The following is a 23,238-nucleotide window of genomic DNA, read 5'->3' as shown; positions in this document are numbered from 1 at the left end:
ACGAACATCCGTTCTGAACAAGCTGACAAGCGAGATGTCCCCCTTGTCCTCCTCGTCCGCCCGAGGACAGCGGGAACCTCCTCGAGAGTTACGAGAGTTGCTTCTTCCCGTTGGAGCAGCTGCTGCAGGTGCCGAAGATCTCCATGGTGTGGCTGATGTCGGTGAAGCCGTGTTCGGCGGCGATGCTGTCGGCCCAGGCTTCGACGGTGGGTCCTTCGACCTCGACGGTGCGCCCGCAGTGCCGGCAGACGAGGTGGTGGTGGTGTCCGGTGGAGCATTGCCGGTAGACGGATTCGCCGGTGTCGGTGCGTAGCACATCGACCAGTCCCGCGTCGGCCAGGGACTGCAGGGTGCGGTAGACGGTGGTGAGGCCGATGCCCTCCCCGCGTTTGCGCAGTTCGTCGTGCAGTTCCTGGGCGGAGCGGAATTCGTCGATATCCGCCAGCAGTGCCGCGATGGCGCTGCGCTGGCGGGTACTCCGAACCCCGACCGTCTTCTCGGTTGTTCCCACGATCACCCTTCCTCGGCGTGTGCCACGGCGTCTATGACGATATGCGCCAGGTGCTCGTCGACGAGTTCGTAGATGACCTCGCGCCCGGTGCGTTCCCCGCGGACGACGCCCGCGGACTTGAGGATCCGCAGGTGCTGGGAGATGAGCGGCTGGGTCACCCCGAGGGTGTCGACGAGTTCGTGCACGCAGCGCGGTGATTCGCGGAGTTGCAGCACGATGGCGATGCGCACGGGTGCGGCGAGGGCGCGCAGTAGTTCGCCCGCGGAGTCGAGAATGGTGCGCGGGGGCACCGCCGGCGGCATGGGCGACCGGTACGGGTACGGGTCGTGCGGGATGGCGGCCGGTGCTTCGGTCGCGACGTGCGAGCGCCGCAGGGGGGCACCGCTGTCCGTGGTCATGGGCCAACTCCTTATTGGAAACCGATTCCATTTTTGTATGCATGTGTGCGCATGTCAAATGCAGCGTCTCGCACCCGCGTGTCGCGCGTGCCCGGGCACGGGTGTAAATCGGCTGGCACCCGGCAGATAGGCTGGTATGAATCCTTGCAATCTTCCGGATACGGATGGAGAACTGTTCAGTGGCACCCAAGTCGAAGGTGGACACCGTCGCCAACCTCGCCAAGCGCCGGGGTCTGGTGTACCCCGCCGGTGAGATCTATGGCGGTACGAAATCGGCGTGGGATTACGGGCCGCTGGGAGTCGAGCTCAAGGAGAACATCAAGCGGCAGTGGTGGCGGTCCATGGTCACCAGCCGGGACGACGTGGTCGGCCTGGACTCGTCGATCATCCTGCCCCGTCAGGTGTGGGTGGCCTCGGGTCACGTCGCGGTGTTCAACGATCCGCTGGTGGAGTGCCTGAACTGCCACAAGCGGCACCGGCAGGACCACCTGCAGGAGGCGTACGCCGAGAAGCACAAGATCGAGGACCCGGATTCGGTGTCCATGGAACTGATCGTGTGCCCCGACTGCGGCACCGTCGGCAAGTGGACCGAGCCCAAGGACTTCAACATGATGCTGAAGACCTACCTGGGCCCGGTGGAGTCCGAAGAGGGCATGCACTACCTGCGCCCGGAGACCGCGCAGGGCATCTTCGTGAACTACAAGAACGTCGAGACCACCGCGCGCAAGAAGCCGCCGTTCGGTATCGCGCAGATCGGTAAGTCGTTCCGCAACGAGATCACGCCGGGCAACTTCATCTTCCGTACCCGTGAGTTCGAGCAGATGGAGATGGAGTTCTTCGTCAAGCCGGGTGAGGACGAGCAGTGGCATCAGTACTGGATCGACACTCGTATGGCCTGGTATACGGATCTCGGCATCGATCCGGAGAACCTGCGGCTGTACGAGCACCCGAAGGAGAAGCTCTCGCACTACTCCACGCGCACTGTGGATATCGAGTACCGCTTCCGCTTCCAGGGCTCCGAGTGGGGTGAGCTGGAGGGCGTCGCCAACCGCACGGACTTCGACCTGAAGACTCATTCCGAGCATTCGGGTACGGATCTGAGCTTCTTCGACCAGAACACGAACGAGCGCTTCGTGCCGTACGTGATCGAGCCGGCGGCGGGTCTGACCCGTTCGCTCATGGCCTTCCTGGTGGACGCGTACAACGAGGACGAGGCGCCGAATGCCAAGGGCGTCATGGAGAAGCGCACGGTGCTGCGCCTGGATCGGCGCCTGGCTCCGGTCAAGGCGGCGGTGCTGCCGCTGTCGCGGAATGCGGACCTGTCGCCGAAGGCGAAGGATCTGGCCGCGCAGCTGCGCCGGAACTGGAATGTCGAGTTCGACGACGCCGGCGCCATCGGCCGCCGCTACCGTCGCCAGGACGAGATCGGCACTCCGTTCTGCATCACGGTCGACTTCGACACGCTCGAGGATCATGCGGTGACGGTGCGTGAGCGGGACTCGATGGCGCAGGAGCGTATTGCGCTGGATCAGGTAGAGGGCTACTTGGCACAGCGTCTCATCGGCGCCTGAAGATCAAATTCACAGAAAAGACCGGTCAATGCCTGACCGGTCTTTTCTTTATTCGCTGCCCACGAAATTTGGGGCATCTCAGTGGAATCGGGTATCCAACTACTCGTGTTAACGACCCATGACCGAGGCAGTATTTAAGGAGTATGGGTTTCGGCGCCTTCTCAGCCGTTACCCGAGCATCCGAGGTGAGTCATGAGCGAGCGTGTTATCGGCCCCCGCTCGGGGCTGCAATGGGTCTCATTGGGGGACACCGGATCATCTTGCCCCGCCGCGAAATCGACGGTGGCGGCATTTCGATCTTGGGCAGATTCCTTTCTGACCCGACCCAGTGACGAACTGGGTAGAGACGGGCCCGTGTGCCCGTATGTCAGGCCCTCCATACGCAGGGATCTGCTCTGGTTGGCGCAGGTCCCTGCGGTGGAGCCGCGGCCTGTCTGGGTACGTGCGATCTTCCGTGACGCATTGGAGGTGTATCCCGAACTGCCTACGGGGAATGGCAGTTCCACTTCCGTGCTGCGCGCCATGATCACGGTGTTCCCCAATGTGAAGGATTATACGCTGATCGATGAGATACATGCGGAATTCAAGAGCAAGTTCGTGGAACGCGGCAGCATGTTCGGGCAATTTTATCCAGGCTGTGACCAACCTGGATTGTGGAACAAGGAATTCCGGCCGTTGGACGCACCACTGCCCATGCTGGTGGTGCGCTCCATGATGACGACCGATTTCCCGTTCCTGCTCGAGAATCCGGAATGGACGGACGCTTATGTGCGCAAGTTCGCGCCGACGCTGCCCGCCCATGTCCGATCGATCATGGTGAGTCGCTTGACCTCTCGACCGGGCGCCTGGGTCCCGGCCTACGAGGTGCAGCCCGAAGACGAATGTTCCACCTCCACCAGGTAGGTCGACATGACCCGTGAACCAGCGGCGGAACAGACCGCCACCGTTTTCCCGCTCTCCCCGGCGCAGCTGGGGATGTGGTATGCGCAGCAACTGGATCCGACCGTGCCACTGTCGGAAGCCCAGTACATCGAGATGCGCGGACCACTGGACATCGGCGCCCTGCGCCGGGCCGGACTGACCGCGGCACGCGAATTCGGTTCCGGTGTCCTGCGATTGGCGGAGATCGACGATCGGCCGTTTCAGGTGGTCGACCCGAACCTCCAACCCACGGTGGGGTTCCTGGACTTCCGCGATCGACCGGATCCGGTAGCCGCCGCACTGGAGTGGATGCATGCGGATGTGGCCGAGCCGATCGACCTGCTCGGGTCACGAGCTGGTGTTTCTACGGTGATAAGGGTCGGGGAGTCCCATCACCTCTGGTACACCAGAGCTCACCACATTCTCATCGATGGGTTCGGTTCGGTGACCATGCTCTACCGGGTCGCCGAGCTCTACAACGCCGCGGTGCACGGGCATCAGGCGCCTCCCGGCACCGCGGCCTCGCTGTTGGAAGTGCACGAAGCGGAGATGGCGTACCGGGACTCCACCCGGTTCGCCGCCGATCGGCACTACTGGCACGAGGTGACCGCCGGCATGCCGGAGCGGTGTAGCCTGGTCGCTGCCACCGCTCCGGCGGCCGCGCTGGCCCGCGAAGCGCGCGCCCAGCTGCCCGCGGTGACGGCCGCACGCCTGGAGAGTGCGGCACGCCGATTCGACGCCAGCTCGGCGGTGGTGGTGATGGCGGCCATCGCGCTGTACTACGCGCGATTGACCGCCGCCGAGGACGTGGTGATCAGCCTGCCCGTCTCCGGCCGCACGACCGCGGTATTGCGGCGTTCCGGCGGCATGATCGCCAATGTGGTGCCGCTGCGCGTGCGCGTGCCACGGGCGGGGCGGGTCGGCGAAGTGCTGGACGCGGTCCGGGTGGCGGCCTCGGGCGCGCTGCGGCATCAGCGGTGCCGGCACGAGGACATGCGCGGTGGTGTGGGTGGCGATGGCGAGTCCCGCGGGCCGCAATCGGATTCGTCCGGCGTGCCGGAGTCCGGCCGGGGCATCGTGGGGCCGGTCATCAACATCATGCTGTTCCCGACCGGAATCGACTTCGCCGGTGTGGAGTCCGGCCTGCACGTGCTGACCTCGGGCCCGATCGAGGATCTGTTCGTCAACTTCTACCAGCACGGGGCGGGCGCGCCCATCCATGTCGATTTCGCGGCGAATCCTCGCTTGTACGAGGAGGATTCGCTGGCCCGCCATCACCGCCGGTTCCTCGGCCTGCTGGAGTCGCTGCTGTCGGCGGAAACGGATACCGCGGTAGCCGACCTGCAATACCTCACGGCCGACGAAAAGCCCCTGCTGACCGGCGCGCACGGGCCGCAGGCCCCGAAACCGCGCCTGCTGCGGGATATTCTGCGCGGCGGTCTGCGACGCGCAGGCCACGAGGCGACCGCCGTGATCGCCGGGGACCGCCGGCTCACCTACGGTGAGCTGGACGCGGCATCGAACGGCCTCGCCCGTAGGCTGCTCGCCGCGGATATCGGCCCGGAATCGGCTGTGCTGCTGGCCCTCCCGCGTTCTCCGGAGGCGATCATCGCCCTCTGGGCCGTGGCCAAGACCGGCGCGGCGTTCGTCCCACTGGGCACATCCATGCCCGCCGACCGAATGTCCCGCATCGCCGCCGAATGCGGCGCTCGCCTCGGCCTGCACCTCGCACGAGCGGACGCGAATCTGCCCGATTCGGTGCGCTGGCTCCCGCTCGACGACCTCTGGCCCGTCTCGAACACCCACGGCGCAGCGTACGAACCGGGCGCGGACCGGGGATCCGGTGCGGACCGGGGATCCGGTGCGAGCCGGGGATCCTGTGCGAGCCGGGGATCTGACTCAGACCGGGAACCTGGTGCGGACCGGGGATCTGCGGCGGACCTGGGATCTGGCGTTGACGGGAAGCCCGGGGGCACTCGGGGTCTCGTATCGGATGCGCCGCTGGCCGCGGATGAGTTACTCGGGACGGTGCGGGTCGGGAATCCGGCCTACATCGTGTTCACGTCGGGGTCGACCGGGGTGCCCAAGGGCGTCGTGGTGACGCATGCGGGTCTCGCGGGTTTGGCTGCCGCCGTGGTCGATTCGTATCGGGTCGAGGCCGGGTCGCGGGTCCTGCAGTGTCTGAATCCGAGCTTCGACGCGTCGGTGCTGGAGTGGCTGCAGGCGTTCGCGGCGGGCGCGACACTCGTGGTGGCCGAGGCGGATCCGGTGCTGGGGCCGGAATTGGCGGCGCTGGTCCGGGAGTTCGGTATCACGCAGGTGTGTTCCACGCCCGCCGTGCTGTCGACCCTGGAGCCGGATGCGCTGGACGGTGTCCGTGCGGTGTCCTCCGGCGGGGAGCCGACACCGCCGGATATCGTGGCGCGCTTCGGGATCGGGCGTGATCTGCTGAACTCGTACGGGCCCAGCGAAGCCACGGTGGCGGTCACGTACACGCGTGGTCTGGCGCCGGGCGAGAATGCCGGGCTCGGGGAACCCATTCCGGGTGCGGGCATGCTGGTACTGGATCGCTGGCTGCGGCCGGTGCCCGCCGGCGTCGCCGGGGAGCTGTATGTGACCGGTCCGGGGGTGGCGCGCGGTTATGTGGGCCGTCCGGGACTGACGGCCGAACGGTTCGTGCCGGCGCTCGACGGCGAGCCCGGCGGTCGCATGTATCGCACCGGAGATCTGGTGCGGTGGACCATGTCCGAGGACCGCGCGGTGCTCGAGTACGTCGGTCGTGGTGACTTCCAGGTGAAGCTGCGTGGCATGCGCATCGAACTCGGCGAGATCGATGCCGCCTTGGACGCGCATCCGGCCGTGGAGATCGCGGTGACGGTGGCGCGTCCGATACCCGCGGGCGGTTCGATGCTGGCCGCGTATGTGGTCCCGCATGCCGGAGTCCGCGTCAGTGAGGCCCAACTGCTGGAGCATGCCGCGCACCGCCTGCCCCCGTACATGGTGCCGGCCACGGTGACCGTGCTCGGCGCGCTCCCGCTCACCGCCAATGGCAAGGTGGATCGCCGCGCCCTGCCGGAACCGGTTGCCCCGCAACCGATGCACCGCCGCACCGCGTCCACCGAGACCGAACGCATCCTCTGCACCCTCTTCGCCGAGATCCTCGGCACCGCCGAAGTCGACCCGGACACCTCCTTCTTCGCCCTCGGCGGCGATTCGATCATGGCCATCACGCTGGTGTCCCGCGCCCGCGCCGCCGGCCTGGTCTTCTCCGCCCGCGAGGTCTTCGAACAGCGCACCCCGGCAGCCCTGGCCGCCACGGTCACCCGCGTCGAGGACCGCCCCGCCCGCCTCCCGGAACTCCCCGGCGGCGGCCTGGGCCGCCTCCCCCTGACCCCGATCGCCTCCTGGCTACTATCCCGCCCGGGCTGGGAGCATTTCGCCCAGTCCATGGTGGTCGCCCTGCCGATGGGCATCGAGCCCGAATTCCTCGCCCGCACCGTGCAGGCCCTCCTCGACCGCCACGACCTACTCCGCGCCCGCGTAGTCGACACCCCCCACGGCCCCGAACTCGAAGTCCCGCCCCCACACCACACCGACGCCGCCGACCTGATCACCCGAATCGATTGGCCCGCAACCGAAAGCGTCATCGACGTGGAGTTGTCGGCCGCGGTGGCGCGGCTGGATCCTCGTGCGGGGCGGATGGTCGCGTTGACCTGGCTGGATGCTGGGGCCGCGACTCGGGGCCGGTTGCTGATCGCTGTTCATCACCTGGCTTGTGATGCGGTGTCGTGGCGAATTCTGCTGCCCGACTTGATGTCTGCCTGGGCGCAGGCCGTGGCGGGGACGACGCCGAGTCTGCAGGAGACGGGAACATCCCTGCGCACTTGGGCGCACACACTCCGGGAGCTTGCCGTACCCGAATCCGGCGGCATGATCGACGCTGCCTGGCCGGTGAGCGAATTGGGTTATTGGCGGGAGGTTCTGGCGGCGGATTCGTTGCTGGGGGTGCGGCGGCTGGATCCTTGGGTGGATACCGAGGCCACTGCCGGGCGGTTCGAGGTCGTGATTCCCCGTGCGGTGTCCGAATTGCTGGCTGGGCGGGTGACGGCAGCGTATCGGTGCGGGGTGGAGGATGCGTTGCTGACCGCGCTGGCGTTGGCGCTCGCGCGGTGGCGGGCGGGCCGGGGGGAGGACGAGGCCGAGAGCGCGGTGGTGGCGGTCGAGCGGCACGGGCGCGACGAGGCGGCTGTGCCGGGGGCGGATCTGTCGCGGACGGTGGGGTGGTTCACGGCGCAGGTGCCGGTACGGCTGGGGCCGGTTGCGGTGCATACCGGGCCGGATGGGGAGTCGCCGGCGGTGGCCGCGCTGAAAGTGGTGAAGGAGCAGTTGCGCCGGGTGCCGCGCGGCGGGTTCGGTTACGGGCTGCTGCGGTATCTGAATCCCGGTGCGGCGGAGGTATTGGCTGCGCTGCCGGAACCGCAGGTGGGGTTCGACTATCTGGGGCAGGTGCCGGACACGGTGGCCGAGGGGGATTGGCTGCCGGTGTCCATGGCGGATCGGCTGGGCGGGCATGCGGATCCGGAGTTCCCGTTGCCGGCGGTGGTTTCGGTGGATGCCGTGCTGCTGGAATCCGAACGGGGGCAGTCGATTCGGGCCGTGTGGCGGTTCGCTTCCAGCGTGATCGATCGATCCGAGGTGGAATCACTGGCGCGGGAGTGGGTTTCGGCCGCCGCGGAGCTCGCGGAGCAGGCGGGCGCGCATTCGACCGGCGGGTTCACGCCCAGCGATTTCGCGCTGCTGCCCACCACGCAGAGCGAGATCGACGAATGGGAGCGGGAATACGTCAGCCTGGCCGATGTGTGGCCGTTGACGCCCCTGCAGCGCGGCCTGCTCTTCCAGTCGCAACTGTCCGCGGGCGGCCCCGACGGTTATTCGGTGCAGGCCGTCATCGATGTGTCGGCGGATCTCGATGTGGTGCGCCTGACTGCTGCCGCCGAGGCGCTGGTGCGCCGGCATGACGTGCTGCGCGCCGGTTTCGTGCAATCCGGTGACCAGGCCGTGCAGGTGATCGCCGCGAATGTACTGGTGCCGTGCACCTATCGTGAGGCCTTCGGCGCGACCGAGGCGGAGCTCGACGAGCTGGCCGCGGCCGAGCTGCGGGCGCCGTTCGCCGTGGATACCCCGCCGCTGATCCGATTCCTGTGTATCGCACTGGGGCAGAACCGCTTCCGGCTGATCATCACCAACCATCATCTGATTCTCGACGGCTGGTCGATGCCGTTACTGCTGGCCGACCTCGTCGCACTGTACGAGACCGGTGGCGATGTCAGCGGTTTCGCGCCGCCGGTCCCGTTCCGCGGGTACCTGGAGTGGCTGTCGGAGCGCGATACGGAGCGAGCGCGTTCGGCGTGGTCGCGCGCGCTGGCGGGTCTGGACGGCCCGACCCTGATCGCCCCGTCCGCACCCCGCGCCGACGCGCCCGTGACCCCGGTCGCGCACGAGGTCCCGCTGCCCACCGGCTTCGCCGACCGGCTGCGGGCGGCGGCCGCCGAATATCAGGTCACCATGAACACCATGGTGCAGGCCGCCTGGGCCATGGTGCTGTCCGAGCTGACCGGCTCAGCCGACATCATCTTCGGTGCAACGGTGTCCGGCCGTCCGCCGGAGGTCCGCGGGGCCGAGTACATGATCGGCATGATGGTCAATACCGTTCCGGTGCGGATCACCCTGCATCCGGCCGAACCGGTGGTCGAGCTGCTCGCGCGCGTCCAGTCCGAGCAGGCGGCCCTGGCCGAACATCAGTTCCTCGGCCTGGACGAAATCCACGCCGGTACGGGCCTGGGCCCGCTCTTCGATACGGCCACGGTCTTCGAGTCCTACCCGGTCGATGCCGCGGCTCTCACCGAAGCGAGCAGCCGGGTCGAGCTGTCCATCACCGGGCTCACCACCCATGACGGCACCCACTACCCGCTATCCTTGGCCGCCTACACCGCGGACGGGCTCCGGCTGGAGCTGACTCGCTCCCCGCGCTATATCGATGCGGCGCAGGCAGATTCGATCGCCGGCAGCCTGGCGCACTTCCTGACGGTCATCGCCGCCGACCCGAAACGACGCACGGCCGACCTCTACAGCACGGACCCGCTGGACACCCCGTCGATACGCTCCGGACCCGCTGATCATACCGCCGGTCTACTCCCGGACCTGCTGTCCGCCAAGGGAATAGCGAACGAGGCGGCAGTGCTGTTCGCGGATGGAACCAATCCGATCCTGACGTACGGCGAGCTGGATACGCTGTCGAATCGGCTGGCGCGCTTGCTGATCTCGGTCGGCGCCGGGCCCGAGCGGGCGGTGCTGGTAGCCCTGCCACGGTCGGTGGCCGGGATAGTGGCGGTGTGGGCGATTGCCAAGACCGGGGCTGCGTTCGTGCCGATCGATACGGCGCAACCGGCGGCGCGGACTGCGAGCATGGCCGCGGAATCCGCTGCGGTGCTGGGGATTACCGGTGTCGAAGTCGAGGGTCTGCCCATCGGGACGGATGACTCGGCCGAGGTCGAATGGCTCGTCCTCGATGATCCGGCCACCATTGTTTCGGCCGAGCGGTTCTCCGATGCGCCGGTGACCGATGCCGATCGGCTCGCACCCCTGCGGCCCGGCAATGCCGCGTACATCGTGTTCACCTCGGGGTCGACGGGCACGCCCAAGGGTGTTGTGGTCAGTCACGCCGGTCTCGCGAATATGGTCGCTGGGACGGCGGACAGTGGCCGCATGGATCGTGACGCCCGCGTCGCGCACTGCCTGAACCCGGCGTTCGATGCCGCGATCCTCGTGTGGCTGTCCACTTTCGCGGTCGGCGGCACACTGGTTCTCACCCCGCCCGAGGCGAATGCGGGCGCGGAATTGGCGGCTGCGCTCACGGCGGGTGCGGCGACCCATCTGGTGTGTACGCCCGGCATGCTGGGCACCCTGTCCGCGGAGCAGCTGCGCGGGGTCGGTTCGATCCTCCTGGGCGGTGAGGTCTGCCCGCCTGCGCTGGTCACCCGGCTGGGCGCCGGGCGCCGGCTGGTGAACTCCTATGGCCCTGCCGAAACCACCATCGCGACCGGTCATGGCGGGCCGATGACGCCGGAGACCGCCGGGCTGATCGGCATGCCGGTGCCCGGTGCCACCCTGCTGGTGCTGGATGCCTGGCTGCGCCCGGTTCCGCTCGGCGGGGTCGGTGAGCTCTATGTGCGGGGCCCGGGTGTGGCGCGCGGATATGCCGGTCGCGCAGCGCTTTCCGCGGCGCGGTTCGTGGCGGATCCCTTCTCGCCGGGGCAGCGGATGTATCGCACCGGTGACCTGATGCGTTGTACGCCCGCCGGATTCGAGTATGTCGGGCGGGACGACTTCCAGGTCAAGATCCGCGGCATTCGCGTCGAGCCGGGTGAGGTCGATGCGGTGCTGCTGACTCATCCGGCGGTGGAGTCGGCGGTGACGGTGGCGCATCGCGCGCCTACGGGCGTCATGGCGCTGTTCTCGTATGTGGCGCTGTCCCCGGCCACGGCGTCGCAGGCCCAGGCCGCTGAGCGATTGTCCCGGGACGCCGACACCGTTTCGGCGAGTGACCTGGTTGCGTGGGTGTCCGCGCGGCTGCCGCGCTATCTCGTTCCGTCGGGCATTCGAGTGCTGCCCGAGCTGCCACGGACTCGCAGCGGCAAGATCGATTTGCGTGCTCTACCGGAACCTGAAGTGGCGCAGGTGGAATACCTGGAGCCGGTCGGGGTGGAGGAACTGGTCGCGGCGACGTACTCCGAGGTTCTCGGCGGGCAGCGGGTCGGCGCTCGCGATGACTTCTTCGCCCTCGGCGGCGATTCGCTCATTGCCGCCAGAGCGGCGGCGCGATTGTCCGCGGAACTGCACGTCGCGGTACCCGTGCGCCTGTTGTTCGAGTTGCCTGTGGTCGCGGACCTGTCGCGTCGGCTGGCGGCCGGGGAGCCGGATGTCGTCGGCCCGGCGTTGCTGCCCGTGCGGCGGCCCGCGACGATTCCGCTGTCGCCCGCGCAGCAGCGCATGTGGTTCGTGAACCGCTACGATCCCGCGTCGCCTGCCTACAATGTGCCTGTCGCACTGCGGCTTTCCGGGCAACTCGAGCTGGATGCCCTGTGCTTGGCCTTGCGCGATGTCATCGACCGGCACGAGACCCTGCGCACGATGTATCCGGATATCGACGGTGTGGGCACCCAGCGGATTCTCACCGCCGACGAGGTTGCCCTCGACCTCACGCCGGTCTCGGTCGGCCCGGACACACTGACCGAGGCTGTCGCCCGGACGGTGCTGGAAGGCTTCGATGTCACGGCCGGAGTTCCCCTGCGGCTGCGGCTGTTCCGTGTCGATGCGAACGAGCATGTGATCGTGCTGGTGGCGCATCACATTGCCACGGACGGCTTCTCCATGGCCCCGCTCACCCGGGATGTGGCCGCCGCCTACGCGACGCGGGCGGCCGGACTGTCCCCGGTATGGGAGCCGCTGCCGGTGCAGTACGCGGATTACGCATTGTGGCAGCACGATCGACTCGGCGCCGAGGACGATCCGGAGTCACCGCTCGCCCACCAGATCGACTACTGGTCACGCACGCTGGCCGGATCACCCGATCTCCTGGAGTTGCCCACGGACCGTCCCCGCCCGGCGCGGGCCTCGTATCGGGCGGCGGAATGCCGCGCACGCGTGGACGGCCCGCTCACGGCCGCCATCGACGCGCTGGCCCGGGAACACCGGGCGACGCCGTTCATGGTGATACACGCCGCGCTGGCGGTGCTACTGGCCCGGCTGAGCGGCAGCGCGGACGTGGTGGTCGGCACCCCGGTCGCCGGCCGCGGCGTCCGTGAGCTGGACGACCTGGTGGGCATGTTCGTGAACACCTTGGTGCTGCGCACCGGCATACGACCGGCCGAGGGTTTCGGCGATCTGCTGGACCGGCTCCGCGACACCGACCTGGCGGCCTTCGATCGAGCCGATGTCCCGTTCGAGCGGCTGGTCGAGGTCCTTTCCCCGCCACGTTCGGAGGCCCGGCATCCGCTCGTGCAGGTCATGCTGGTGTTCCAGAACCTGGCCCTGCCGGAACTGCAACTCCCGGACCTCACCGTCACCCCGCTGGACCTGCCCCAGACCAACAGCCGCTTCGACCTGAGCCTCACCCTTATCGGCGACGGCGACGGCATGGAACTGCGCTGCTGCTACGCCACCGATCTGTTCGACGAATCCACCATGGCGGCCTTCACCGCTCGCCTGGTGCGACTACTGGCCGATGTCACCGCGCGCCCGGCGCGCCCCGTAGGCGATATCGACCTGCTCACCGGCAGCGAACGCGGCCGATTGCGGGCCGCTCCCGAACCCGCTGCCGCGCCCCGCATGCTCGCCGCTCTCATGGCCGATGCCGTGGCCGCCAACCCGGACGGGGAAGCCGTGGTCTGCGCGGGCCGCCGCCTCACCTATCGGGAACTCGATGCCCGCGCCGAACATCTGGCCCGCCGCCTGCGAGCGGCCGGGGCCGGCCCGGAAACCCTGGTGGCCGTGGGTATTCCACGCTCCATCGAATCGGTGCTCGCACTATGGGCGATCACTCGCACCGGCGCGGCCTTCGTCCCGATCGATCCGGCCTACCCACCTGACCGGATCGCCCGGATCGTCGAGGTTTCCGGTGTCACTCTCGGCCTGACCGTTTCGGCTCACCGCGACCGCCTGCCGAGCGCGGTGCGGTGGTGGTCCCTGGATGAATCGGCTGGTGCGGATGACTGTTTCATCGGTGATGGTCATGATGCAGCGGTGCCCGACGTCGCGCTGGGGCCGGTCGGCTCGCATCCTGAGCAGCCTGCGTATGTGATCTTCACGTCCGGGTCGACCGGCGCGCCGAAGGGCGTGGTGGTGACCCATGCGGGGCTGGCGAATCTGGCTGTGGCACAGCGCGAGCGCAATGAGGTCGGCCCGGCGTCACGGGTGCTGCAGGTGGCTTCGCCGAGCTTCGACGCCTCGGTGCTGGAGCTGGTGACGGCGGTGGGAGCGGCAGCCACGCTGGTGGTCGCACCGCCGGCCGTGTTCGCCGGCCCCGAGCTCGCGGAACTGCTGGCGCGGGAGCGGGTTTCGCATATCGCGATCACGCCGTCCGCGCTGTCCACGGTCGATCCGGCCGGTCTGGACTCGGTGCGGGCGATCGTCACCGGTGGCGAGCCGTGCCCGCCGGAACTGGTCACCGCGTGGAATGCGGAGGGCCGCAACCATTTCAATGACTACGGTCCTACCGAGACCACGGTATGGGCCACGGGCTCCGCGCCGTTGCGGCCCGGCGCGCCGATCACCATCGGCACGCCCGCGCCCGGTATGCACGCACGGGTGCTGGACGAGAGGTTGCTCCCGGTACCGGATGGTGTGGTCGGTGAACTGTATCTGGCGGGGATCGGGCTGGCCCGCGGCTATTTCGGCCGGGTCGACCTGACCGGTGCGCGGTTCGTGGCCGACCCGTACGGGACGCCCGGTCAGCGCATGTACCGCACGGGCGATCTGGTGCGCCGGCGGGACGGAGACCTGGAGTACCTGGGCCGCACCGATACTCAGGTGAAGTTGCGCGGCCTGCGGATCGAACTCGGTGATGTGGAGGCGGCGCTGACCGCCGATCCGGCGGTTGCCCGCGCGGTCGCGATCGTCCGCGCGGACGATCGCGGGGGCATGCTGGTGGGTTATGCGGTGCCCGCACCCGGCGCCGAACCGCGACCGGCCGAGTTGAAGAAGACCGCAGCGCAGCGTCTTCCGTCCTATATGGTGCCGTCCGCCATCGTGGTGCTGGCGGACCTGCCGCGCACCGCCAATGGCAAGCTGGACCTCGAGGCGCTGCCCGCACCGCAGCCGGTCGCGGGCGAGCAGCGGGAGCCGGACGGTCCCATCGAAACGGCTGTTGCGGCCGCTTTCGCCGAGGTGCTGGGGATCGATCAGGTGTGGCAGGACGATGACTTCTTTGCCCTGGGCGGTAATTCGCTGATCGCGACGCGGGTGGTAGCGCGCCTGGGCGCGGCGCTGGATACCGCCGTACCGGTGCGAGCACTGTTCGATGCGCCCACGGTGGCCGATCTCGCCGCGGTGATCGCTTCGGGCGAGGCCACCGATCGCCCCCGGCCGGGACCGCGCCCGCGACCGGAGCGGATCCCACTGTCCGCGGCACAGCAGCGCATGTGGTTCCTCAACCGCTACGACCCGGCGTCGGCCGTCTACAACATTCCCGGGGCCTTCGATATCGAAGGGACGCTGGATATTCCGGCACTACGCGCGGCCATCGACGATGTCGTGGCCCGGCACGAGACGCTGCGCACCATCTATCCGGTCGGGCCCGACGGAACTCCGTATCAGGAGATCCGTCCGGCTGCAAAGGATTCCGCTGACGTCATCGAAATGACGGTCGCGCCGGAGGGCATCGCTGAGGCCCTGATCGCCGAGTTGTCGCGGGGATTCGATGTCACTCGCGAAACCCCGCTCCGGATCTGCATCCTGCATGTCTCTCCGGAGCGCACGGTCCTGGCCATGGCGGTGCATCACATCGCCGCCGACGGCTGGTCCATGGCGCCACTGGCCCGAGATGTGCTGTACGCCTACGCCGCTCGCACCTCCGGCGCCGAACCGGCCTGGATTCCGCTCCCGCTGCAGTACGCCGACTATGCCCTGTGGCAGCGGGAACTGCTCGGCTCCGAGACCGATCCGGACAGCCTGGATAGCCGGCAGCTGGACTTCTGGCGTACCGCTCTCGACGGTCTCCCTCGGGTGCACAGCCTGCCGACCGATCGCCCGCGGCCCGAGATTCCCTCCGGAGTCGGCGACCGTATCGAATTCACTGTTCCGGCAAGGATTCACGATAGATTGCAGCTGCTGGCGCGCGGTCACGGCGCGACCCCGTTCATGGTGGCGCACGCGGCGCTGGCGGTCCTGCTGGCCCGCCTGTCCGATGACCCGGACATTGCCCTCGGTTCCGCCGTCGCCGGTCGAGGCGACGGTGAATTCGATGACCTCGTAGGCATGTTCGTCAATACCGTGGTGCTGCGCGCACCCATCGATCCCGCGGCCGGCTTCGCTGCGACGCTCGACGCGGTGCGGCAGTCCGATCTGGCCGTCTACGGCAATCTGGACCTGCCGTTCGAGCGCCTGGTGGAGGCCCTCGCCCCGGTCCGGTCCACCGCCCATCACCCCCTGTTCCAAGTGCTGCTCGCCTTCCAGAACCTGCCGCTGGGCCGAACCTCGCTGCCGGGCTTGGAGATTCGACCGCTGGAGGCGCCCGCGCCGGGCGCCAAGTTCGATCTCGAATGGATGCTGGCCGAACAGTTCGGTGCGGCGGGCGAACCGGCGGGCATCACGGCCTCGCTCACCTTCGCCACCGACCTGTTCGATCGTTCCACCGCGCAGGCCATGGCCGATGGTTTCCTCGGCCTGCTGGCCGCGGTGACATCGGATCCGGATACCCCGGTCGGTGAGATCGTGGTCCCGTTCGGTGATTCGAGCGATCCGCTGCGGGTCCTTCGGGTGAAGACTCACGATGGACCGACCGCCGTCCCGGAGGCCGGCACCGCGGCCACTCCCGTCCGCCGCGTCTACCGCGCCCCGCGCACGGATACCGAACGGACTCTCACCGCGGCCTTCGAAACGATCCTGGAGACCCCGCGTATCGGCGTGGACGACAACTTCTTCGAGATCGGCGGCAACTCCATGGCAGCCGTCCGATTGGTCACCCTGGTGCGTGAGCAGACCGGTATCCCCATGCCCGTGCAATGGATGTTCCTGGATCCCACCCCCGCGGCCCTGGCGGTGCGGCTCACCGAGACCGCCGAGCAGCCGGAGATCGATCCGTCCATGCGCGTACTGCTGCCCATACGTCCGGGCGGTGCCGAGCCGGGACTGTTCTGCATCCATCCGGCCATCGGATTGGCGTGGTGCTACGGCGGATTGGTGCAGTACATCGACCCGGCGCGGCCGATCCACGGGTTGCAGTCGCCGGGCGTCACCGATGGCGGCACCGCGGACCGTACGGTGCGCGATCTGGCGGTCCGGTATATCGAGGAGATCCGCCGCGTCCAGCCGCAGGGCCCGTATCACCTGCTGGGCTATTCGGCGGGCGGCCCGATCGCGCATGCCGTGGCGGTCGAATTGCGCCGTCGCGGCGAGCCGGTCCCGTCGCTGATCATGCTGGATTCCCGGGCGGGCGTGGAGATTCCCGCCGACGGCGCGATTCCGCCGCTGTCCATGCTGCTGGCGGAGTTCGGCGGCGTCGACGTCCCGCCGGAGCTCGAGCACCTCACGCCCGAGCAGGCGGCGCAGCTGCTGGACGGCGTCGGGGTGTCGTTCACGGCGACCGAACTCGGTCACCTGTACAGCGATCTGCAGCATCTGCTGCGGCAGATCACGGAGCACGAGCCCGAGGTGTTCGATGGTGATCTGCTGTTCTTCGCCGCCGCCTACAACCCGGATCCGGTCCCGAATGTCAGTACCTGGCGGTCCTACATCGCGGGCGCCATTCATGACATTCCACTCCCGTTCGGGCACAACGAGATGATCACCGCCGAGGCGCTCACCAGAATCGGGCCGCTGGTGAACGACTATCTGGCCCGTGGCGACGCATGAGCGGAGGGGGTGCGAACCTCGGCGAACCCTTCTGGCGGCGTCCCGGCTGGTGAAGAATGGGCGGCGATACCCGGGCGACGACGGAAGGCCGAACAAGTGTCGATGAGCGGGAAGCGCCGGTTGGTGGGGGCCGCGGCGGTGGGCCTGGGCGCGCTGGGCGCCGGAGAGTTGATCGCGGCGAGCAGGGGCGGTTCCGTGCTGGACGGGATCGGCCGCCTGGCCGCCGATTACGCGCCCGTGCAGGTGGTCGAGGCCATGGTGGCGCAGGGCGGCGCCCACGACAAGGAGCTGACCCGGCTGGGCGCGGCGGTGTCGGCGGTGGCCGAGGCCACCGCGCTGGCCCTGCTGCCGCCACGGCTGCGGACGCCCGCCGCCGCGGTCCTGGCGGCCGGGACGGCGGCTACGGCGCTACGCGGCGCGAACCGATCGGTGGCCGGTGCGGCCGGCGCGGTGGCCACCGCGGCTGTGATGCGGGCCGGATTACGGCGTCCGCCTGCCGATCTCGGTGGCGTGGCACTGTGGGCGGCCGCCGGCGCGGGACTCTTCGCCGCCGCCGAGACGCTGGTGCGGCGCGAGGATCGGCGGTATCGGGAGCGGGTACGCCGGGTGGGCCCGATGGGTTCGCACGCGCCGGTGCCGGAGGACGGGTTCGGCGCCGAACCGGGCCTGTCACCGCTGATCACGCAGGCGAGCAAATTCTATGTGGCGGACGTGAATTCGCGGCCGCCGCGCATCGAGCCGGAGCAGTGGCGGCTGTCCATCAGCGGCAAGGTGGCGCATCCGCTGCGGTTGTCGCTGCCCGATCTGGCCGAGCAGGCGGTGGAATTCGATGCCGTCATGGTGTGCGTGCACAACACCGCCGGCTCGGGCCGCAGCGGCAATGCCCGCTGGTTCGGCGTGCCGTTGACCGCGCTGCTCGACCATGCGGTCCCGGACTCCGGTGCGACCCGGCTGGTCAGCCGCGCCGTGGACGGCTACACCATCTCACTGCCCCTGGCACCGCTGCGCACCGGCGAATGGCCCGGCTACCTGGTCATCGGCATGAACGGTGAACCGCTGCCACCCGAACACGGCTTTCCGGCACGGGTTTTCGTGCCCGGCATCTACGGTCAGTACTCCGGCGCGAAATGGATCACCGCGCTCGAGCTGACCGATGACAGTCACGTCGACTACTGGTGGAAGCGCGGGTGGCCCGCCGACCCGCTCTGGGTCCGCCCGCAGGCCCGTATCGATGTCGCCTCCTGCGGCGCCTCGGGGTCCGGCAAGTGCACCGTGGCCGGCGTGGCCTGGGCGCCACCCCAGGGCGTCTCGGCCGTCGAGATCCGCGTGGACGAAACTGAGTGGATCCCGGTGGAACTGGGCGCCGAACTGGCTCCCAGCGCCTGGCGTCGCTGGCGCACGGTGGTCGACCTGCCGCCGGGCGATCACGCCATTCAGGCGCGGGTCACGAGTCGCTCCGGGCAGATCCAGGACCCGGTCACCCGGCCACCGTTCCCCTTGGGTCCCGGCGGTCTACACACGGTGACCGTCACCGTCTGACGCGACCGCTGCCACCGTCCGGCCCGACACCTCGCGCAGGGTGCCGCGCATGACAGTTGTCATGGGGGAGTCGTGATGGATGGGGGAGGTTTCCCCAACTGCCGCGGACGACAGTGGGGGTATGAACGCAACCGCCAATGGCCTCGTGCCGCCGCGACCGCGGCGCGCGACCGCACCGGTCATCGAAATCCGCGGCCTGGTGAAGACTTTCGGATCGCCCGGCGGTGCGGTGCGCGCGGTGGACGGCCTGGATCTGCCCTCACCACGACCGGAGCCGGTGTACATCGCCGTCAAGATCGCGGTCGCCATGGTGCTCGGATTGCTCTCGGTGACAGTGGTTTTCGCGGTGGGCGTGGCGCTGGGCGCGCGACTGCAGGCGAGCGCATGGCTCGGCTGCTTCCTCATCGCCTGGCTGGGCTCGCTGGTGTTCGCGGCATTCGGCCTGTTCATGGGCTACCTGCTGCCGTCGGAGAACGTCATGCAGCTGCTCGGGCCGGCGCGGGCACTGCTGTCCTTCGCGGGCGGCCTGTTCATGCCCCTGCACGGCTGGTTCGACACCGCCTCGAAAGTGTTCCCCACCAACGGCGTCGCCGTGCCGGCCCGCGCCCCCTTCGCCGAACCCAGCGGTGGCGCGGTAGCGCTGGCCATCGTCAACGTCCTCGCCTGGGCGGCGGTCTTCACCATCGGCTCCGCTGTACTGTTCCGCCGTGACACCGCACGCTGACCCGCCGATCCCGCTCGGCGCGGCTACCGAGCGCGGCGAGCTCGGTAGCCGCGGCTGGTTGCTGACGCCTGCGGTAGCGTCGCGCGGTGTGGATGACACGCTCGGGGTGACCGACGAAGAGGAGCGGGGCATCCGGCGCCGGCGGCGGATCGGCTGGATCTTCGCCGCGGTCTGGGCCGTCTATCTGATCGACCCCTTGCGGCAGGCCTGGGACCTGGCCGATCCGGCGGCCCGGAGCTATTCGCTGGTGGTGATCTTCGCGTTCGGCGGCGTCTACATCGGTTCGTACTACCTGCTGATGCGTGGCAGCGTCAGGGCGGCGTGGCCGCTCGGTTCCTCGTCCTTCCGGCTGGTGATCCTGCCGATCGTCGTGCTGGGGGCGCTGATCGCGGCGGCCGCGGTGACATTGGGCTTCGAGGCGGTCGGGCTCGTGGTGTACGTCGCGTCGTTCACCGCCTTCACCGTGCCGGCGCGGCGAGTGATTCCGGCGCTCGTGGTACTGATCCTGGCCACGGCGGTGATTCCGCAATTGGCGGCGGGCAGATCGGTGGACTACACGCTCATCCAGTCGGTCGTCATATCGGCGTTCGCGATCGGCGGCGTCCGGTTGATTCTCATGCGTAATCACCAGCTCTTCATCGCCCGGCAGCAGTTGACCGACCTCGCCGTCGCCGAGGAGCGGTTGCGGGTGGGCCGGGACGTGCACGATATCCTCGGCCATTCGCTCACCGTCATCACCGTGAAAACCGAACTGGCGCAACGACTCCTGGATATCGATCCGGAACGCGCCCGGGCCGAGATGGCGGATGTCGAACGGCTCGCGCGTGAATCCCTGGCCGGGGTGCGAACCACCGTCGGCGGACTGCGCGAGGTGTCGCTGGCGGGTGAACTCGCCAATGCGCGAACGGCCTTGACCGCCGCCGAGATCGAGACGGACCTGCCCGACACCGACGACCTCCCGATCCGGCACAGCGTCGTCTTCGGCTGGGTGCTGCGCGAGGCGGTCACCAATATCGTCCGGCACAGCGGGGCCCGCCACTGCTGGGTGCGGGTGACCCCGCGCAGCATCGAGGTGGCCGATGACGGGGTGGGCATGCGCGAGTCGTCCCGCTCCGGTTCCGGGCTGTCCGGCCTGCGGGAACGCGTGCAGGCCACCGGCGGCACCCTCACTCTCGGCAATCGCCCGGAAGGCGGATTACGGGTGCTGGCAAGCTTTCCGGCAGGGACGACACAGGAGCGGGAATGATCAAACTGCTGCTCGCCGACGATCAAGCACTGGTGCGCGGCGCCCTCGCGGCACTGCTGAACCTGGAACCCGACCTGGAGGTGGTGGCCGAGGTCGGCCGCGGCGACGAGGTACTCGACGCCGTCGCGAAGACCACTCCCGACGTGGCGCTGCTGGACGTGGAAATGCCCGGTCTGGACGGCATTTCGGCCGCCGCCCAGCTGCACGCGGCGCATCCACAGGTCCGCATCCTCATGGTCACCACCTTCGGCCGCCCGGGCTACCTGCGCCGCGCGATCGACGCCGGGGCCAGCGGCTTCGTCGTCAAGGACACGCCCGCACGGGAACTCGCGGACGCCGTCCGCCGCGTCCACCTGGGCCTCCGCGTGGTCGACCCCGCCCTCGCCACCGAAACCCTCACCGCCGGAACCTCCCCCCTGACCGCCCGCGAACGCGAAGTCCTGACCGCCGCCGCGGACGGCGCCACCGCCGGGGCGATCGCCAGACAACTCCACCTCTCCGAAGGCACCGTCCGCAACCATCTCTCCGCCGCCATCGGCAAAACCGGCACCCGCACCCGCACCGAGGCCGTCCGTGCCGCAGAACGCCTCGGCTGGCTGTAAACAGCCTCCGCGGCAGTGGCTCCCGCGGCTCGCCCGCACCCGGTCGAGATCCGCGTTCGGGTGGTTCAGAAGCGGCCGCCGCGGCTGATGCGGCGGGAGCCGTCGGAGCCGCCGAAGGAGCCGGGGCCGTAGCCGCCGCCGAATCCGCCTCCGCCGCCGCGGTATTGGTTGCCCATGCCGCGGAGCATGCCGTCGATGAGGATGCCGCCGAGGACGGCGCCGGTCTGGGAGTTGGGGGTGGCGCGTTGCTGGGCCTGCCAGTCGTTGACGGCGGCCTGGGCGGTGCGCAGGGCTCGGCTGCCGAGTTCTACCGCGCGCTGGGCGAATTGGAGGGCCTGGGCCGGGTCGGTGGGGGTGAGCTGCTGGGCCTGGTCGAGGCTGCGTTGCGCCTCGGCCAAGCGGGTGCGGGGTTCGGCGTCGACTCCGCCGCGGCGGGTGCTGATGAAATCGGCGGCGGCATTGATCTGACTGCGGGCCGCGGTCAGGGTCTGGTCGAGGCGGCGGCGTAGCTCCTCGGCGGCGATCTTGCGGTCGGTGGCGGCGGCTGTCGCATTGTCCAGTGCGGTGTCCGCGGCCATGGCCTGCTGGAAGGCGCCGAGCGGGTTGTCCGGACCGTCGGCGACGGCGTGATCCAGTGCGGTGCGCGCGCCGGCGGCGGCCGCGGTCAGCTCGGCGCCGCCGTGTTCGGTGAGGCCCGCGGCGGTATCGAGGTCGCGCCGCAATTCCTCGATGAGGCCGGGCAATCCGGCGCGCGCCTGCTCGATATCGGTGGCGGCGGTGTCGACGGCATCGAGCAGCGTGCGCGCCGCATTCACGGCGGCTTCGGCGGCGCGGATATCGGCGACGGCCGCGCCCTGCTGCCCGACCGGTCTCGCGATCGCAGCCCGCCCGTCTTCGATATTGCTTTCGGCGAAGGAGATTCGCTCCTCCGCCATGCCCACATTGTCGCGAACCGGGGTGAGCACCGAGGCGGGCTGGCTCGCCACCAGACCGGCGAGGATCTGCCGCGAGCGCGGCAGCTGCGCGGTGAGCGCCACCAGATCCCGGGTCAGCGCGTCGAGCCGATCCCCGGCATTGATGAGCAGATTGCGCATGGCATCGAATTCGCTGACCTTGGCGTCGAGTTCACGATCCGCGCGGCCGCAGCTGCTGATCAGCTCGACCAGCATGGTCTGCTGCTGGTCCGGCGTCTCGGGAATATCGTCGTCGAGCTGCTGCCGGATCGAGAATGCCTTGGCCAGCGCCGATTTCGCCCCTTGCAGCGCGGCGGTGAACGGCGCCGTCGCGATCGCCCCGAATTCATCGGTGGCGAGCCGCAATTCCTCCGCCGAGGTCCGGATCGCATTGTCGGCGTCGACCAGCGTCTCCTTGGACAGCGCATCCAGCACCACCAGCGGCAGCCCCTCCAGCGCTCGCGCATCGGTGGGATCCACCTGCCGCGCCGAATCCAGCCGCGAGCGGTCGTGCCGCCCGCGCCGGCGCCGCAGCCAGAACCAGCCGGCCAGCAATATCAGCGCCACGATCAGCAGCAACACCAGCAGCGTCCGATAGCTCACCCCACCCGACCCGCTCATCGCATTCGACAGCCCCTCGGCCGCCGCCAGCCCCGCGCCCGCCCAATCCCCGGCCCGCAGTTTCGGCTCGACCCCGTTGCTGAGGAACCGATCCACATCCTTCTCAGTGATCGAGGACGGCACTGTTCCGGTGAACGCGTAGGCCCGATCGTCCACCGCGACCGACAGCAGCACATCCCGATCCCCGAAACCGGAGGCCCGCGCCGTCTGCTCACCCCACGCGTGCGAGTCCATGCCGTCGAAACTCCGCACATACACGACCCACAGCCGCTCATGATGCTTCCCGTACAGCGCATCGATGGCCGCCTGTAACTGCGCGGTCTGCCCGCCGCTCAGCGCACCCGCGGTATCGGTGACATAGGTGGGCAGCCGCTGCGGCGGGGTGGCGGTTGCGGGCCCGGTACCCGCCGTCACCGGGCCGATCACCACCGTCAGCAGGCACATCACCAGCAGGGACCAGAGCCGAGCGACGGAGTGCTGCTTCGGTAGCGGCATCCCCCGAATCTATCCGCCGCAGGCCGGA

Annotated in this window: 10 protein-coding genes; 7 read left to right on the top strand and 3 right to left on the bottom strand. The window is 69.0% G+C overall.

All coding sequences use genetic code 11. The features are described from left to right. Positions 1-88: 88 nt before the first annotated feature. Complete coding sequence (locus tag ACIP5Y_RS10820) at positions 89-511, bottom strand: Fur family transcriptional regulator (protein WP_400349571.1); 423 nt, start codon at positions 509-511, stop codon at positions 89-91. 2 nt (positions 512-513) lie between these two features. Beyond that, complete coding sequence (locus tag ACIP5Y_RS10815) at positions 514-813, bottom strand: ArsR/SmtB family transcription factor (RefSeq protein ID WP_397009178.1); 300 nt, start codon at positions 811-813, stop codon at positions 514-516. Between the two features lie 275 nt (positions 814-1,088). Between ACIP5Y_RS10815 and ACIP5Y_RS10810 the strand changes: the two genes are divergently transcribed. The 7 genes from ACIP5Y_RS10810 (at position 1,089) to ACIP5Y_RS10780 (ending at position 21,141) form a co-directional block, all read left to right on the top strand. Continuing rightward, on the top strand, positions 1,089-2,480 hold the full coding sequence (locus tag ACIP5Y_RS10810; RefSeq protein WP_400349570.1) for a glycine--tRNA ligase: 1,392 nt from the start codon (positions 1,089-1,091) through the stop codon (positions 2,478-2,480). Positions 2,481-2,672: 192 nt separating this feature from the next. After that, positions 2,673-3,383 (top strand): DUF6875 domain-containing protein, encoded by a 711-nt coding sequence (locus ACIP5Y_RS10805; protein ID WP_400349569.1) that lies wholly within the window; start codon positions 2,673-2,675, stop codon positions 3,381-3,383. Between the two features lie 6 nt (positions 3,384-3,389). After that, the gene (locus tag ACIP5Y_RS10800) at positions 3,390-17,030 is read left to right on the top strand and encodes an amino acid adenylation domain-containing protein (protein WP_400349568.1); all 13,641 of its coding nucleotides are present in this window, start codon (positions 3,390-3,392) and stop codon (positions 17,028-17,030) included. A 102-nt stretch (positions 17,031-17,132) separates the two neighbouring features. Next, a complete protein-coding gene (locus tag ACIP5Y_RS10795) occupies positions 17,133-18,569 on the top strand; it encodes a molybdopterin-dependent oxidoreductase (protein WP_400349567.1) in 1,437 nt (478 codons plus the stop codon). A 121-nt stretch (positions 18,570-18,690) separates the two neighbouring features. Continuing rightward, positions 18,691-19,293, top strand: a complete 603-nt coding sequence (locus tag ACIP5Y_RS10790) for an ABC transporter permease (RefSeq protein WP_400349566.1) — start codon at positions 18,691-18,693, stop codon at positions 19,291-19,293. Then, entirely contained in the window at positions 19,277-20,539 is a 1,263-nt protein-coding gene (locus ACIP5Y_RS10785) for a sensor histidine kinase (protein WP_400349565.1), read from the top strand. Before ACIP5Y_RS10790 ends, ACIP5Y_RS10785 begins: the two co-directional genes overlap by 17 nt. After that, a complete protein-coding gene (locus tag ACIP5Y_RS10780; RefSeq protein ID WP_400349564.1) occupies positions 20,536-21,141 on the top strand; it encodes a response regulator in 606 nt (201 codons plus the stop codon). Before ACIP5Y_RS10785 ends, ACIP5Y_RS10780 begins: the two co-directional genes overlap by 4 nt. Positions 21,142-21,206: 65 nt before the next feature. Here ACIP5Y_RS10780 and ACIP5Y_RS10775 read toward each other — a convergent pair whose 3' ends face one another. Then, the gene (locus ACIP5Y_RS10775) at positions 21,207-23,210 is read right to left on the bottom strand and encodes a TPM domain-containing protein (protein WP_400349563.1); all 2,004 of its coding nucleotides are present in this window, start codon (positions 23,208-23,210) and stop codon (positions 21,207-21,209) included. Positions 23,211-23,238 lie beyond the last annotated feature (28 nt).

It is taken from the genome of Nocardia sp. NPDC088792 (genome assembly GCF_044750615.1).
Taxonomy (GTDB): Bacteria; Actinomycetota; Actinomycetes; order Mycobacteriales; family Mycobacteriaceae; genus Nocardia.
The sequence above is the reverse complement of the archived record's forward strand: the minus strand, read 5'-3'. Positions and strand labels throughout refer to the sequence as shown.

Excerpts from the sequence above, each read along its gene's own strand:
- ACIP5Y_RS10815 (WP_397009178.1), bottom strand. The coding sequence starts at position 813 with ATGCCGCCGGCGGTGCCCCCGCGCACCATTCTCGACTCCGCGGGCGAA.
- ACIP5Y_RS10805 (WP_400349569.1), top strand. The coding sequence starts at position 2,673 with ATGAGCGAGCGTGTTATCGGCCCCCGCTCGGGGCTGCAATGGGTCTCA.
- ACIP5Y_RS10800 (WP_400349568.1), top strand. The coding sequence starts at position 3,390 with ATGACCCGTGAACCAGCGGCGGAACAGACCGCCACCGTTTTCCCGCTC.
- ACIP5Y_RS10795 (WP_400349567.1), top strand. The coding sequence starts at position 17,133 with ATGAGCGGGAAGCGCCGGTTGGTGGGGGCCGCGGCGGTGGGCCTGGGC.
- ACIP5Y_RS10790 (WP_400349566.1), top strand. The coding sequence starts at position 18,691 with ATGAACGCAACCGCCAATGGCCTCGTGCCGCCGCGACCGCGGCGCGCG.
- ACIP5Y_RS10780 (WP_400349564.1), top strand. The coding sequence starts at position 20,536 with ATGATCAAACTGCTGCTCGCCGACGATCAAGCACTGGTGCGCGGCGCC.
- ACIP5Y_RS10775 (WP_400349563.1), bottom strand. The coding sequence starts at position 23,210 with ATGCCGCTACCGAAGCAGCACTCCGTCGCTCGGCTCTGGTCCCTGCTG.